Origin of the sequence: Lunatibacter salilacus (genome assembly GCF_009797935.1) — a bacterium.
GTDB classification, from domain to species: domain Bacteria; phylum Bacteroidota; class Bacteroidia; order Cytophagales; family Cyclobacteriaceae; genus Lunatibacter; species Lunatibacter salilacus.
The window spans coordinates 267,500-283,790 of record NZ_VOLC01000001.1; the positions used below are offsets into that span (position 1 = coordinate 267,500).

The following is a 16,291-nucleotide window of genomic DNA, read 5'->3' on the forward strand; positions in this document are numbered from 1 at the left end:
AACTTTAATATCCCGGATTTTGTCTTAGCGAAGAATTGATCCGCATCTGTACTTCCGGCATTGGAAAAAGTACCTGATAGGCCTCGAAGATAAAATCATCGTTGGAGAACGGAATTCCTCCCCTTGATGTAGTCGGGTCCGCTCTTTCCCTAAGGCCGTAAGCATTTAGAAAGCTGACTAACTCCGGTACCGTCATGGTACGCTTTAGATCCAACCAACGGTGATTTTCGAAAGCAAGCTCTAATCTTCTTTCATTGAGGACTGCCGTCCTGAATGCATCTTTACTTAAACCGCTAACCGGATCCAATCCCGCTCTTTCACGAATTTTGTTCAGATGGTTATAGGCATCTCCTGTCGGACCGCTCTCTTCATTTATGGCTTCTGCGAGCATCAGGAGCACATCTGCATATCGAATTACCGGCCAGTTGTCATTTGTTATGCCCCGAATACTGTGCGGATGATTATATTTATTAATGAAGGGGACGGGAACCCAATTACCTTGGAGGTCAAAATATCCTTCCTTCAAGGATGCATCTTTCCTCAAATCGCCGGCCTCATAGGCCTCGATTATATCCTTGGTTGGTGTATTCCATCCCCCTCCCTCTTGTCCGGGAAAGTTTATCACAGCTCCCCCCGACTCTCTAGGAGCAAAGGTATAAATAAAACTACTATGCACGCCAAACAGATTATCACCTTGATATTGAATATCCCAGATTGACTCGCGGTGATTTTTATTGGCAGGAAGGAAAATGTCAGCGTAATTGTTCAGCAATTCGTAATTTAAGGCAGTAACTTGATTTAGGGCAGTTATTGCTTGCGAGTATTCCTTTCTGGTCAACCTCACTTTTCCCATTAAGGATAACGCAGCTCCTTTGGTAACTCTGCCCAATTGGTTTGCTGGATGGGATGGAGGAAGTGCTGTAATAGCCTGATCCAAATCGGAAATGATTTGCGCATAGACAGTTTCAACAGGTTGTCTTTCCAAAAGAAATGCCTCCGAAGGAGTGGTGACAGGTTCTGTCACGATGATAACATCTCCGAAATGCTGAACCAGTTGGAAATACAGGTAGGCACGAATCATCTTCATTTCCCCCTCTGCTCTTCTTTTCACCTCATCGCTGGCATTTGAATCCGGAAGTCGCTTTAAAGTGGTGTTGATGTTGACCATTATACTATAAATCGTATTGTACAGGTTGGCTACATTTGGTGTAGCAGCATTGTATTGCCAAAACTCAATGGCTTCTAAGGCTGGACCGTTGCCTCTGTTTCCCACATTAAAATGAAGTGTGGTGTTATCCGAAATGTACTCATTGAACTGCCATTCACTGTTAAAATGATTTCTTAACATGCCATAAACTCCGGCAACAGCTTGTTCTATTTCTTTCTCGTTGGAATAAAACCCTTCGGCAACGAGCACCGTCGGATCCGTTTTATTCAGGAAATCTTCTCCGCAAGAGCTCATTATTAACATGATCCCCGCAAGTATGGAATATATTTTTGTATTTTTCATATGTTTACAATTGTCTTTTAGCGGCCATGACTTGTCCCGATTCATCGGGATGGAATCTCGCCATGATAATCATCCCAGTGTGTGACGTACTCGTCATGCTCGATTTCATGATAGCTAGGATTGGAATTAAAACTTGATGGTTGCGCCTAAAGTGAAGGTACGTGGCACAGGATAACGCTCATCATCCACACCGATATTGATCCCACCGCGTTGGTTCACTTCCGGATTGGATCCGGGATAAGAAGTAATCAGGAACAGGTTTTCCGCACTTACAAACAACCTCGCATTGGGGATGACCGGATTATTCGGTATGGCATATCCTAAACTGACGTTTCGGAGCCACACGTGGGAGGCGTCGTAAATGTATCTGGAATTAGACTCACGCTGCCATTTCCATGTATTGGTGGTTGCTCCTACTCCATCGCCTGGATTCTCAGCGGACCTCCAGCGGTTTATACCGGAGTGAAGAATATTAAACACCCCGTCCATGTTCATAGTGGTGGCTTCGATATTCCGCATCACGTCGTAGTTAAAAGCTCCAGTAAAGAGGACATTAAAATCAAATTTTCTGTAATCTCCTCCAATCGTCATGTTAATAATATAATCCGGGTGCGGATTGCCTATTTCAACCATATCTTGTTGATCGTAGGAGATAACCCCGTCCCCGTTTGCGTCAAAATATTTATATGTCCCGGGAATGGCACCATCTTGCGTGGGCCAAGCAAGAATCTCTTCCTCCGTATTGAAAATTCCCATCATCTTAAATCCATGTAGCATGGCCATAGGGCGGCCTGCCTTGGAGACATTGTACACACTATAAAAACCGCCAGCCCAGATTTCATCGTTATCGCCTCTGATTTCCAATACTTTATTTCTATTCAAGGTGAAATTTAGGTTACTTCTCAGGTTTACCTGACTAATTCGGGTACGATAGTCCAAGGCCAATTCCACTCCGCGGTTTCTAACCTGTCCCACGTTATCCAATGAAGAACCAAATCCAGACACAATAGGCATCTCTACGGATAGGAGCATGTTATTTGTCAGCCGGTTGTAATATTCAGCGGTAAATATCAGCCGGTTGTCAAACATGGCTAAATCCAAACCAATATCTGTCTGCTCGGACTGCTCCCATCCCAAATTGGCATTGGCAAAATTTGCCAGACGCTGCCCATTGGCAATATTTCCTCCCAATACATAGTTAGATATTGCCATGTTGGACAAGCTGGAATAATTTCCAATGGCGTTGTTGCCCGTAATCCCATAACTACCCCTAACTTTCAAATCGGTAATCCAAGTGGTCTGAGGCATAAAGGATTCCTCTGATATCCTCCATCCCGCAGAGAATGCCGGGAAATTTCCCCATTTGTTGTTGGCTCCAAATCGGGAACTTCCTTCTCTTCGCATAGAGGCAGAAAATAGATATCTGTCCATAAAGGAGTAATTGGCTCTTGCAAAATAAGCCATCAAGCTCCATGAATTTTCTCCTGAACTGGATACCTGCCGTATAGCTGAATTCAGATAGCGTGTTACATCGTTTGGAAATTCGTTTGCATTTCCCTGCAGTCTCTTAAAGGTTTCTTCCTGTGCAGAATACCCCAACAAGCCATCAATCCGATGGTTTCCCAAAACTTTGGAATAGGAGAGCAATTGATCAGCTGCAATATTAATTACGTTGTCTGCCCGCTGAATTAAACTTGCTTCCCTTGGTGGTGGTTGGTTAAATCCAGTTCCCGCAAGTGTGGAGGGGCGGTATTCCTTTTGTTCCGTGCCTATTAACGTTGCGTTTACCGAAGTACGGAATTTGAAATCCTTGAGAAAGCTGAATTCCAGGTATCCATTGGAAAGGATATTGTTGGTATTTAAGGTACGCTCCATTTCATTCAGTTCCTGCACAATGTTAGCTGTCCCAAAAACACCGTTCGTCCCGCCAATGTAGGAATTGTAGGAACCGTCTTCATTGTAAACCGGATACCGAGGATCGGCCCATAAAGCCCGGCCTATCAATGCATCCCTTCCATCCGTGGAAGCATAATTTTCGCGGGAATGGGAAGCGGCGATGTTCCAGCCCATGCTGAGCCACTCAGTTACTTTTCCATCCAAATTAGCCCGAACGTTAAACCTGTCAAAATTGGTATTTAAAACAGCTCCTTCCTGGTTGATGTATCCTACGGACACTAAGGAACGAATATCTCCTTTACCCGCCGTCAACGTGGCATTGTAATTGGAGAATCTGGCATTCTGATTCATGATTTCCTGAAACCAGTCTGTATTGTGTTGTGTTTGCTCAGGAAATCGGAATTCCAACGGAACTTCTTCAAGTGAAGGCTCTCTTTGGTCGAAATACCGGATTCTGTCTTCAAAACTATCCTTTTTGAACTGTGCAAATTCCACTCCGTTCATCATTTTAGTCCTTCTCGAATCGGGGATGTTTGCAAATCCTTGGTTTACCACAAAATCGATTCCCACCTGACCTTCCTTGGCCGATTTAGTGGTTATCAAAATTACTCCGTTCGATCCGCGTGCCCCGTAAATAGCGGTCGATGCCGCATCTTTTAACACAGTGATACTTTCAATATCGGCTGGGTTCAGATTTTGACCTAAGGAGGTACCTATAGGAAAGCCATCGACAACAAACAGAGGTTGACTGCCCGCACCTAAGGAACCAAGACCACGGATGGTAATTTCCATTTCTTCACCCGGTCTACCTGAACGCTGCCTAACCTGGACACCGGCAGCCTGCCCCTGAATGAGCCTGGTAGCGTTGGTTGTTGGCACATCACCAATATTCTCCATATTGATGACGGATACGGCGGAGGTAATATCTGCCCTACGCTGTGAACCGTAGCCTACTACGACAACTTCACCCAAGTCGCCTATCGATGAAACTAAGGGAATTTGGTACACTGTCTGTCCGGCAGTTACGGGTACCACTTTGGTTTGAAAACCAATGAAACTGATGGTGAGTGTTTCTCCGGAACTTGCTTGAATAGTAAAGTCCCCGTCCATATTGGTTACTGTCCCCCTATTGGTTCCAGTGACCAGTATAGATACCCCAGGAATTGGTTCTGAATCCTCCTCAGAAACGATTTTACCGGTAATCTGTCCGGCTTGCTGTGCAAGGAGGGGTGTTACAGTAAGCAAAAACATACAGCAAAGACCTAGCAGCCTTCGTATACGCTGTTCGTAAATTTTTTTCATATTGCAATTAATTTGAGTTTGTTAATTTAATTAATGGATACAATTATCGATCAAGAAACAAACAATTTATTTAAAGACTATCCTGCACTATCCTGCTTCAGCAATATTTCCTACTGCAAAATAATTATAGGTCAAACAAAAAACAGTCATTTAAAACTAAAAACATAATATTATTTAATATTTGCCTTATATAAACATAAAAAGCCTATTATATAAAAAAATCCCCAGACTCACTGTGGAATCGGGGGACTTAGATCAAGTTGTTTTAAGCAGTCTCAGATGCGTTCCAACTTCACCGGATAGGTTTTCTTAGAAGCCCATTGAGGCACATATATACTTCCATCCCCATCTACACAGACATCATGCGGATGCATAAAACCCATAAAGGACCGGTCTTTATGCTGCTCCTGCAATTTTCCGCCTACGTACTCCGGAGCAGAGCCCCCTGGAGTTGAAATTACCTTATCGTTGGCATCCAAAATGGTAATGTAACCGGAATTTGGATATTCCTGCGTGGTACTGCGATAGACCGCCGCATAGATGTTGTCACCTTTAAGCACTGGTCTACATACGAAGGATCCAGGCATGGGAATGGTTTTGATGTGCTTTCCATCTAGGGTGAACCGCTTGTATTGCATATTAGCACGGTCGGTAATCATTAAGGTAGGATTATTTTTTACCCTGGTATCCACTACGATTCCATGACAGCAGTTAAACGTATCATCCGTAGTTCCCGGACCACCAAAATGACGGATAAGCTCTCCCTTTACATTGTATTGCATTACATAATTTCTACCATAACCATCCACGACATAGATATCTCCATTAGCCGAATTGATAGCAGTCTCTGTCGGTACAAACTGATTGGGAAAATCATATTTACCCGTTTCCCGAGGATAATCGAGTTTCATTACTTCTTTACCTTTCAAATCCGTCTTGATAACCTGGTTTCTATTGGTATCAGTAATGAACAAAAACTCCTCGCCACCTTCCTTACTCAATGTCAAACCATGTGCTCCTGGATAGGTGGTGCCCCATGAATCCAACAATTTACCTGATTTGTCGTAGATTAAAATATTGTTTTTTGTTTCGTTGGTAAGCATTATAAGCCTGCCCTTGGCATCCTCCACCATTTCGTGGCAATCATTGACTGGATTTTTACCTGCATCCAGTATCCCCCAACCTTCAATGACTCGGTATTGGTGCGATCCGTGGCCTAATATCGTTTCTTTTTTCATAGCGTGGGATTTATTGATAATTATCGTTGGCGCAACAGCACCTGCGAGAACTGCAACACCGGTTTTCTTTATAAACGCTCTTCTGGATTTATTTTCGTTTTTCATATGCTAGTAAGCTGGGATTATTTTGTATGCTAATAGTGTAGGCGAAACGTTGATAGACATATCAAATAACCAAATAAGTCTTAACGGTTTAACAATTATATTCTTAAAATCTTTAAAAACACAAAATTTGAATAGTTTTTTTTTGTGTACCGAAATCAATTTCTTAGGGAATTTTAGCTTAAAACTACACAAGTAAATCCATCACAGGCTTCCCTAAGCCGTCGGGAGTAGTGTAAAAGGGCCTTTTTTCAATTTCATAATGCTTTTCAGGATCAATACCCAGGGCATGATACATGGTCTGATGTACGCTGTCAATTTTGATTGGATTTTCCACGGTTTTACAAGGACGCTCATCGGCAGTTTTGCCAAAAACGTGGCCCCGCTTAATCCCCCCGCCAAACATCAACATGGAACATCCGTCCGTAAAATGACGGTGCATGCCATAATTCTTCATGTCCTCTATAAAATCCGGTACCTCCACCTGGTCCTTAACCTTCAGATCCGGGCGGCCTTCGGTCATCATGTCCCGGCTAAACTCACTGGCTACAATTACCAAGGTCCTTTCCAACCGACCACTTTCATCAAGATCCTTAATTAGTTGCGCGATGGGGGAATCAATCATCTTTTTCATATCCACCAGTCGGGTGTGTCCATTTTCATGTGTATCCCAGCCAAAGAAAGGCTCATATTCAGTCGTTACACTAATAAACCTAGCACCCTCATCTACCAGCCTCCTAGCCATCAGGCAACCCAATCCAAACCGGCCGGTATTGTAGATATCGTATTTTTCTTTTGGCTCTTCGGTCAAGTCAAAGGCCTTTGCCTCAGGAGAATTCAGCAAAATATAGGCCTGTTCCATTGAGCGTTTTAGCGATTCCTTCTGGTAATCGCTTCCATATTCACCCAATGCACTCTCCTGTACCAGTCTTTCATAAAGCTGGTTTCTGGATTCAAAGCGCTTGGTGTTCATTCCCTCCGGGGGTCGTACACTTTCAAGACCCCCAGTAGGGTCTGGTATCAAAAAAGGGCCATACTCACTGCCTAAAAAGCCTGCACTGTGAAATGCTTTAAGTTCTTCGCCTTCGCCTACGGTAAAGCGCTGATTGATGTTGATAAACGGCGGGATGACCGGATTCAAGGGGCCGAGCTCTTTAGCTACCCATGAACCCATATGGGGAACTAAGACGGACTGCGGTGGCTCATAACAGGTGTGCCAATGGTACTGATGACGGGTATGAAGGATATGGCCTAAGTCCGCCGCCACGTAGGATCGAATTAAAGCCCCCCGGTCTATAATCTGTCCAATCTTTTCCAATCCTTCCGAAAAATGAATACCATCCAAGACAGTCGGCACAGAGGGGAACGTACTCAACACTTCATTGGATTCCATTCCTTTGCGAAAAGGAGTGTATTTTTTCGGATCAAATGTCTCGGTATGGGCCATACCTCCTGCCATATACAACAAAATGACGCTGTCTGCGGTAGAGGGCATCCCTTGATTACCGGAACAAGAGGATAGCAACCCTGTAAAAGGAGTACCCAGCCCCATAGTGGCAATAGCCGCTGCGCTGGTCTTTTTAAGAAATTCTCTTCTCTTCCAATCCGTTTTCATAACCTATATATTATCTTAATAAATCAATTGAAACTCCGGTAATAGTAGCAGAGCCCAGAAGAAGTCCTGAATTTGCTCTTCCGAAGGGGTATCACCCAACACTTCACTGGAGATATTAAACTCATTTTGCTGCGGATCCCGACCGTAAAGCTGTCTGTAAATCTCATGGATCAATATATCTCCGTCAGGGTATTTTTCCTTCCAGCGTTTGGCCCCGTCTCTAAGCGCACTGTTTAGCGTCTCTCCATTAGTGAGCTCGAGCGCTTGAAGTAAGCTCGCCTGGGAATCTCTGTTCGTAGATACGATTTCCCTGTTTGGTCGGCCTAGGGCTTTCAGAAAATCGTTATTGGCTACCAAAGACGCGCGGGGATATTCCAACTGTTGCTGTTCTGAGGCCACAAGTTGGAACGGATCATATTTGATTTGTTTCTCCTCAAACAGCGGGTAAATGATTCTGCTTACCGCATCGGAAAATTGCTCCGCCGTGAGCCTTCTTCTCACCATACCTTCAAATACGAAATTTTCATCAATCAAAGCGAGTGGATCATCGAATCCTATGGAAGGCTGCTGATAGGCCTTAGAGGTAGCGATGGTTCTAATTAGATCTTTGAGATCGTACCCGTTATCCGCAAAATCCGAAGCCAACCAATCCAAAAGGTCTTGACTCCATGGCTCGTTGTCCATTTCATCTGCAGGCTCTACCAGTCCCCGTCCCATCAGTTGTTTCCAGACCCTGTTTACTATGGTCCGATACATCCTCCCGTTTGCCGGTTGAACGAGATATTCAGCCAGTTGTTGCAGCTTTTCAGAGCGATTAGCAGTGCTGTCAATTTCCCCCAGTTCTTCCCATAGCAATTTCGTACTGGCTTTCTTTCCAATGGGCGTTTCACATCGGCTCACTTCCAGTGTAGTATCGGCAAATATGTTGGCAAAAGCATAGGCTTCTTCCAGCTTCCAATCACTGATAAAGCTGTCGTGACAGGATGCACATTTCAGATTAAGTCCCAATATAACCTGCCCCACATTTTGGGCAGCCTGCATTTCTGTTACCTGACTGGCATTGACATCTCCTCGCCACCGGATTCCTTCAATAAATCCTTTAGACTTTTCATCCGGATTGAGAAGCTGCTTTACAAACTGATCGTAAGGTTTGTTCTCTTTGAGAGAAGCATACAACCAGTCAGTAATGGCAAACCTACCCTTGGTAATGTATCCCGTTCCGGTATAATCATTTCGGAGGGCATCATTCCAGAACGTCATCCAATGGATAGCATAATCATCATTCCGGGCTAACAGCTTTTCCACCCATAATTCCCGCTTATCGGATTGAGAATCCGATGCAAATGCTTCGTACTCCTGAGGTGAAGGTAATATACCCAACAGATCCAGATAAATTCTTCTCAAAAAAGTCTTATCATCTACCGGATCTTTCCACGATTGGCTTTTTTGTAGATAATAATCATCCACCAACAGATCGACAGGATTGTCAAGGCCTGCCTTCGCTCTTGGAAGGTCTGGCCGTCGGGGAGCCAATTCAGCTACACGGTAGACGCTTTGGTTTTCGACTCCCTCGGGCCAAGGTGCCCCCTTGTCAATCCATAGGGTGATGACGGAAATTTCATCTTTGGAGAGCGTTTTCCCTTTCGACGGCATGGCGTCTTTATGATTTTTCGGGAGGTTAATTCGGCGAACCAAGTCACTATTTTTCGGGTCACCCGGAATGATGACTGCCCCCGACTCGCCTCCTTTAAATACATGCTCTTTATCGTCTAACCTCAAATCACCCTTAATCTTGGCTGTACTGTGGCAATTGTAACAGTTGTGGGCAAAAATCGCTCTTACCTGCCCCACAAGTTTAATCTGTTTTTCTTCACTTAGTTCTTCAGTTTGAAAAGAGACCAAATCAATATCCATATCTACAGCCGCATAAGCTTCGTCTTCATTCCAGGGTAAAACGCTGGTTAAATATTCCTCTCCATGGGTGAGGGAAGCACCAAAGTGTCCCGCTATAGAGACCCCAAGACCTGTGACGAATAGAAGTGCCCGAAAGGGTACAATGTGGTTTAATTTATTACGGTTGGATACTTGGTGAAGCATAAACAGCAAACCCAGCCCCAAAACTGCGGTTCCTATACCTGTCCATTGGTGAATGGAAAGCGTATCTCCGCCATATCCTTCCAAATTGGCCAACAACAGGCCAAAAGCCACAGAAACAACTGCTCCTCCTACTCCAGCCAAAATCAATAGATTGATACCAGGCCTCAGTTTGGAATTAAACTTACCGATCGTAAACAATTCCAAAAAAGCCGCAAAGACCAGAAGTCCAACAGGAAAATGAACGGCAAGCGGGTGTAATCGCCCCAAAAACTTCCACAACCAAAAAACTTCATCACTTCCAGACTGCTCGGTTGCTCCGAGTGCAGGTATGCTCAAAATAAGTAAGAAAGGAAGTATGCTGGCAGAAAGAAATGGGTATCTGCAGAGGTTATTTTTCATGTGTCTATAATTGTTTTTCAGCGGTCACATGGAATCTCGCATGGTTGATAGTCATCCCAGTGTGTGACGGCTACGTCATGCTCGATTTCATCATATTAATCTTTCGATGGGCATTCAAGCTGTAATTAGAAACAAAATTATGCAACTAATCGTTTCTCCTCCAGAAATATCCGGAGGGCGTATGGATACAATACTATTTATTTTTTTCAAATAAACCTACCTGTACTTACCTGCTTATGATAAAAAATCCAGGAATGGGAGATGTCCGATATTAATGATATTGAAATACTTAGAAAAAAGCCATTTCCATAAAACCCTAAGGGTTTAGAAAGGCCTCCATGATGGCCGGACCAGAACTCGTCCCTATCCGATCGGCTCCGGCTTGAATCATCTGCAAGGCCTTTTCCAGCTCTCGGATACCACCGCTAGCCTTAATGCCTACCTGACTGGGAAGATGTTCCCGCATCAATTTGATGTGGCTTACCCGCGCTCCTTCTGGAGAAAACCCCGTCGAAGTTTTCACAAAATCGACCCCGGCATTCGCACAAATTTGACAGGCCTTGATTATTTCTTCGTCATTTAAATAAGCCGTCTCAATGATTACCTTTAAAATTCTCTCGGATTCATGACAAACAGAAGCCATTTTAGCCAATTCGATTTTTGGCCAATTCATTCCTGATTTGAAGGCTGTCAATGACCAAACCATATCTAATTCATCCGCCCCGTCCCGAATGGCCTGTTGGGCCTCGAAAACCTTGGATTCGGTGGTTGTATTCCCCAAAGGAAACCCAACTACAGTCACCACCTGAGTTTCTGTATCCAAGAGCTCTCTTTTCACCTTAGTTACCCAAAATGGTGGTACACAGACTGCAGCAAAATTGTATTTCTCGGCATCCAGAATGAGTTCTTCAACTTCTTTTTGCGTAGTGGTTGCTTTCAGTAAGGTATGTTCCAAGTATCTGTTCAGATCTTTCATTGTCTGGAAAAATAAAATTAAATCCGCATCAACGGTACTGTTCACCAGTCGTGAATCTTTACAAATATATCATTTTCATTGAGGTAAAAAATTGTTTTTTTAACTATTGTTGTTTAAGATTGGTTTAGAAATCAGACTTAAAACACTACTTTTGTGACATAATGTAACTGTCATGATCAAAAAATTATTCCCTTTAGACAAGAATTACATGCTAAGGCAGTCCCAAACTGCACTGCAAGAAAGGGGAATAAAGTTAATGATAGGGGAATTAAAACTTTCCTATACCAGTATCTACAATCCCCTGGGCTTGGAGGATGACACCTATCGGCAAATCCTGACAAGGCATTCCTTCCCAAAAGAAAGCGTTTCCATCATTTATCAGCAACTCTGTGGAATTTACCGCTATAAATATGGATCGAATCAGCTGGAAATCTTGTTTGACGGCCGCACACATCTGGAAAAATATGGAGATGACTGGTTGAGACAGTTACAACTTTGGTCAAGGGAACTAGGAATGATTGATTCTTATGTGAAGACCATGCTGCGGATGTCTCTTCTTTATGACGGCCCTTCAAGAGCCGCATTTGCGGAAAACAGGTGCAAAAGTTTGATCAATGAATTCTTCGATGTGAAGATTGTCAAAAGAAATGGCGATTTAAAACTGAAATTGGCCTAATCACTTCTCCAACTTTCTTGTTCATTCTATAGTCTCCAGTAAGGACCTGAATGAAATATATTCGTTCTGAAAGGTTGCATGCAGCAAATCATCAATTTCTTTCGCATGGACTTTGTCAAAATGAAGCATTTTTTCCATAGTCTCTGCATGGAACTGAGCGGCAAAATTTATCCCATCCTCCTGTTCTTGAAGAAGCTTTAAAAAGCGATGTTCGACGAAAAAGCCTGTTTCCATTACTCTGGGAATATATGTTTGCTTCATCCAAGCCACAAACTCAGCTTCTTTCTCCGCTAGGATATTTACAGTAACATTATATACAATCATAAATTTACCAGTTATTGCTTACTTTTGCGCCCAATTAAGATGCAAAACTAACCCATTCCGATTCGAAACAAAAGACGGCAGTTTTGGATTGGGATGTAATGACAAAACTAATGCAAGAAAATCAAACAATCCAACTGGGTACATTGACTATAAATAAACTTACTTTTTTTAAAGTCTGGGTGAGCTTGTTCCATGCAGTAGGAATTGTTGGTCTTGCACTGCCAATCAGCAAACCGATATTCCAACAGCTTACCCCTTTTCATTTACTTATGTCCACGGGGCTGTTAATGTATTTCCATCGTGGATGGAATTTATCATTTATAGGATTTTCCGCCCTTGCCTTTTTTACCGGCATGATTTCTGAAATCGTCGGTGTCCAAACAGGTTTGATTTTCGGGGATTATTATTACGGAACGGTTTTAGGTACGAAGATTTGGGGAGTACCTCTGATAATTGGCCTTAACTGGTTTTTATTAGTATATCTAACGGGGGAATGGCTCCACGGAAAAATCGAAAATCATTGGATTGCCGCTGCCTCGGGAGCTTTGTTGATGGTTGGAATTGATTTTGTTATTGAACCTGTAGCTATTTCGCTAGGATTTTGGACATGGACTTCAGAAGCCATTCCCCTTGAAAATTATTTGGGCTGGTTCTTCATTGCTTTGGTACTGCAAGTCGCCTACAGACATTTTCATTTCAAAAAGCAAAACAGGCTATCGGCGTTTTTACTATTGAACTTAATCCTCTTTTTTGCAATATTGTCAGTGATTTTATAAACAATAAACAAATTCAGACGCAAAAAGTTAGCCTTATGGTTATGAGTGCAATTTTGTTTTCAATTTTGGGATTTGGGATCATGGAGATCTCAGGATGGTTTATTCATAAATTTATCATGCATGGACCACTTTGGAGCATTCACAAAACCCACCATCAGCATACAGATGGACCATTTGAGTTAAATGACTTGTTTTCATTGTTCTTCGGGTCCATTGCTGTGATTTTGATTTTCCTGGGTGTTGGTTCGCTGGATTATAGATTCTGGATGGGCATAGGAATTAGTGTATATGGATTAAGTTACTTCTTTCTGCACGATATGCTGATTCATCGTCGTATCAAATTCTTCAAAAAGCCCAAAAACGGCTATTTGGCGGGGATATTCAAAGCACATCAAGCACACCACGCTACTAACAAACGGGACGGAAGTGTCTCTTTTGGTTTATTCGTAGTGCCTAAAAAATATTTTAACTCTAAAAGATAACGGTGAGAAATTATTCTATAAAAGATTTAGAACAGCTGTCCGGCATCAAAGCCCACACCCTCAGAATATGGGAACAGCGCTATAATTTACTTTCACCAAAGCGTACAGACACCAACATTCGGTATTATGATGACGCAGACCTGAGGCTTATTTTAAATGTCGCCTTGCTGAACGAAAACGGATTTAAAATTAGTAAAATTGCTAAAATGACCTGCGAAGAAGTAAGTCAAGAGGTGATCGATTTAACTGAACGTTCCTTTACCTATGATGATCAAATTCATGCGCTTACAATAGCCATGGTGGAATTTGACGAAGCACGCTTTGACAAAATCATCTCCACAAACATTTTGAAAATCGGGTTTGAAATGACGATGATCAACATCATCTATCCCTTTCTTTCTAAAATTGGAATTTTATGGCAGACGGGTTCCATATACCCCGGGCAGGAACATTTTATCAGCAACCTTATCCGTCAAAAACTCATTGTCGCCATTGACGGTCAGATAAGCCCAAGTAACGGGAAAAAGTTTCTCCTATATCTTCCCCAAGGCGAATTGCACGAAATCTCCTTATTATTTTCCTCCTACATCCTTAAATCCCACGGGTATCAAGTCATTTACTTAGGGCAAAACACACCGGATGAAGACTTAAATGCCGTCTATCAAGTCCATAAGCCGGAATATCTGTTGACAGTAATTACCACCTCACCCCCGTCAGAAGATCTTCAGGATTATATCAATTCCCTGGGAGCCAGATTTCCGGCCAGCATGGTTTTAATATCCGGGTACCAAGTCATCGGGAAAGATTTAAAACTTCCTCCCAACATACATGTCATGCATTACCTAAAGGATATTAAGGAATACCTACAGACAAAGTCTCATGTTGCTTAAACGAATTCTGTGTTTGGCATAGGCTATTTTTTGAACTATTCAGATTTACATTTTTTTCCAAAAAAGTATTGCCACATCCATTCAACATTTTTTTAGGGAACTAATCACAAAATTTAAGGAGTTAATTGAAAGTTTGTTATCTTTAACCAGTAAAAAACATGCTTATCTTGTCCTTTGGCACACCCCAAATTAAATTCCTTTCCACCACTTTGGCACATTAATGACCAGTCAATTCGTTCAAAAATTAAAGATACTTATCCGTATAAGTACATTCCTATTCGCAGTCGGATTTTTGACCGCATCTTGTAACACATCCCCTTCCCTTCCAGATGGAGATCCTGACAACGGAGGGCTTTTTTTGCCCGACGGATTTGAAGCAGTTGTCGTAATCGATAGCGTCGGAAGAGCCCGCCACCTAACCGTAGATGAAAAAGGAGATATTTACATGAAACTCCGAGTCCCCAATGAAGCAGGACAGGGCCTGGTAGCCCTTAGAGACACAAACAGCGATGGCAAAGCCGATAGCGTCGTCTACTTTGGGGATTATCCCGATACAGGTAATTACGGTACGGGAATGCGAATCTACAACGGATATCTATACTTCAGCACGGCAGGTGAGGTGTACCGTATGAAAATGAACATGGATAAACTGATACCAGAAGGAGATGCCGAACTGATTGTAAAGGATGATTATAAAAACGCCACCTATGGGTATGAACATATTGCCAAACCGTTGGCTTTTGATGGGGAGGGACATATTTATGTAGCATTCGGATCACCGGGCGATGTCTGCCAAGAATTTAACCGGAGACCTGGAGCTCCTGGAATGGACCCCTGCCCCCAGTTGGAGTGGCATGGGGGAATTTGGCGCTTTGATGCCAACAAATTGAACCAAACTCAAGCTGAGGATGGCTATCGATACGCCACCGGTATCCGAAGTGTAGTAGCCATGGAATGGAATAAAGCGGAAAATACACTCTATGTGGTGCAACATGGGAGGGATAATTTTAGCCGGACTTGGCCAGAAATGTATAGTCCATGGGAAAGCGCTTTATTGCCTTCTGAGGAGTTTCTAAGAGTCGAGGAAGGAACGGATGGCGGTTGGCCCTATTACTATTATGATCAGCTTCAGGGGAAAAAATTGCTAAACCCGGAGTACGGAGGAGATAAGTCTATTGAGGCAGATCCAGACAAAATTACCCTTCCTATTGTAGGATTTCCCGGACACTTTGCCCCGAATGACTTGCACTTTTACCAGGGAGACCAATTTCCAGAACGCTATAAAAATGGAGCGTTTGTGGCTTTCCACGGATCGACCATCCGGGGACCTTATCCGCAGGGAGGATACTTTGTGGGGTTTGTGCCTTTCGAAAACGGAACACCCTCAGGTCCTTGGGAAGTATTTGCGGATGGATTCTCCATGCTAGATACGATCGTAAATACAGGCGATGCTGCGGCAAGGCCTATGGGCTTGTCAATGGGACCTGACGGCTCTCTTTATATTACCGAAAGTGTGCAGGGAAAAGTCTGGCGTGTGATGTATAAAGGTAAAAAGAGTGATTTCGACGAGCGTGCATTGGCGAAGTTGGAAGAACGGAAAAATACCCGTACAAATATCAAAAATCCAGACCCTGAAAAAGATAATTTGGAAGTCGGAATGATTGAGTCAGGAGCAAAAATTTACAACCTATATTGCAGTACCTGCCATCAACGGGATGGCAAAGGTGACGGTACTCGGTTCCCACCCTTGGCCAGTACGGATTGGGTGACTGGAAATAAGAGAAGGCTGATTGAACTCGTGCTTAATGGCATGGAAGGTCCAATCGTAGTCAATGAAGTTGCTTATAATCAAATAATGCCTGCTCATAACTTCCTCAGTGATGAAGACGTGGCTTCGGTATTGACCTATATCCGAAAGAGCTTTGGAAATGAAGCAAATAGTGTTTCTTCCGCTGAGGTCAGTAGGATCAGAGCACAACTTGAGACCGAGCAGGAAAATTAACATCCC

Annotated in this window: 12 protein-coding genes; 5 read left to right on the forward strand and 7 right to left on the reverse strand. The window is 43.1% G+C overall.

Annotation, left to right across the window (positions count from 1 at the left end; translation table 11 throughout):
• Positions 1-4: 4 nt before the first annotated feature.
• The 6 genes from FQ608_RS01095 to deoC all read right to left on the reverse strand — a co-directional run bounded on the left by FQ608_RS01095 (position 5) and on the right by deoC (position 11,135).
• On the reverse strand, positions 5-1,510 hold the full coding sequence (locus FQ608_RS01095) for a RagB/SusD family nutrient uptake outer membrane protein (protein ID WP_158855954.1): 1,506 nt from the start codon (positions 1,508-1,510) through the stop codon (positions 5-7).
• 126 nt (positions 1,511-1,636) lie between these two features.
• Positions 1,637-4,708 (reverse strand): SusC/RagA family TonB-linked outer membrane protein, encoded by a 3,072-nt coding sequence (locus tag FQ608_RS01100; protein ID WP_158855955.1) that lies wholly within the window; start codon positions 4,706-4,708, stop codon positions 1,637-1,639.
• A 275-nt stretch (positions 4,709-4,983) separates the two neighbouring features.
• Positions 4,984-6,051: a twin-arginine translocation signal domain-containing protein gene (locus tag FQ608_RS01105; protein WP_158855956.1), complete on the reverse strand. Its 1,068-nt coding sequence runs from the start codon at positions 6,049-6,051 to the stop codon at positions 4,984-4,986.
• Positions 6,052-6,235: 184 nt separating this feature from the next.
• Complete coding sequence (locus FQ608_RS01110) at positions 6,236-7,663, reverse strand: DUF1501 domain-containing protein (protein WP_158855957.1); 1,428 nt, start codon at positions 7,661-7,663, stop codon at positions 6,236-6,238.
• Between the two features lie 15 nt (positions 7,664-7,678).
• Positions 7,679-10,159 carry a DUF1549 domain-containing protein gene (locus tag FQ608_RS01115; RefSeq protein ID WP_158855958.1) on the reverse strand — a complete coding sequence of 827 codons (2,481 nt, stop codon included), beginning with the start codon at positions 10,157-10,159 and terminating at the stop codon, positions 7,679-7,681.
• 316 nt (positions 10,160-10,475) lie between these two features.
• Positions 10,476-11,135: a deoxyribose-phosphate aldolase gene (gene deoC / locus FQ608_RS01120; RefSeq protein WP_158856322.1), complete on the reverse strand. Its 660-nt coding sequence runs from the start codon at positions 11,133-11,135 to the stop codon at positions 10,476-10,478.
• A 172-nt stretch (positions 11,136-11,307) separates the two neighbouring features.
• Here deoC and FQ608_RS01125 point away from each other — a divergent pair, with 172 nt between their 5' ends.
• Positions 11,308-11,811, forward strand: a complete 504-nt coding sequence (locus tag FQ608_RS01125; RefSeq protein WP_158855959.1) for a hypothetical protein — start codon at positions 11,308-11,310, stop codon at positions 11,809-11,811.
• Positions 11,812-11,832: 21 nt separating this feature from the next.
• On the opposite strand, the gene FQ608_RS01130 is transcribed toward FQ608_RS01125, so the two are convergent.
• The gene (locus FQ608_RS01130; RefSeq protein ID WP_158855960.1) at positions 11,833-12,135 is read right to left on the reverse strand and encodes a DUF4286 family protein; all 303 of its coding nucleotides are present in this window, start codon (positions 12,133-12,135) and stop codon (positions 11,833-11,835) included.
• 110 nt (positions 12,136-12,245) lie between these two features.
• Between FQ608_RS01130 and FQ608_RS01135 the strand changes: the two genes are divergently transcribed.
• The 4 genes from FQ608_RS01135 (at position 12,246) to FQ608_RS01150 (ending at position 16,285) form a co-directional block, all read left to right on the forward strand.
• The gene (locus FQ608_RS01135; RefSeq protein WP_158855961.1) at positions 12,246-12,911 is read left to right on the forward strand and encodes a carotenoid biosynthesis protein; all 666 of its coding nucleotides are present in this window, start codon (positions 12,246-12,248) and stop codon (positions 12,909-12,911) included.
• 41 nt (positions 12,912-12,952) lie between these two features.
• Complete coding sequence (locus tag FQ608_RS01140) at positions 12,953-13,393, forward strand: sterol desaturase family protein (protein WP_158855962.1); 441 nt, start codon at positions 12,953-12,955, stop codon at positions 13,391-13,393.
• A 2-nt stretch (positions 13,394-13,395) separates the two neighbouring features.
• Complete coding sequence (locus FQ608_RS01145) at positions 13,396-14,283, forward strand: MerR family transcriptional regulator (RefSeq protein WP_158855963.1); 888 nt, start codon at positions 13,396-13,398, stop codon at positions 14,281-14,283.
• A 220-nt stretch (positions 14,284-14,503) separates the two neighbouring features.
• The gene (locus tag FQ608_RS01150; protein WP_158855964.1) at positions 14,504-16,285 is read left to right on the forward strand and encodes a c-type cytochrome; all 1,782 of its coding nucleotides are present in this window, start codon (positions 14,504-14,506) and stop codon (positions 16,283-16,285) included.
• Positions 16,286-16,291: the final 6 nt, after the last annotated feature.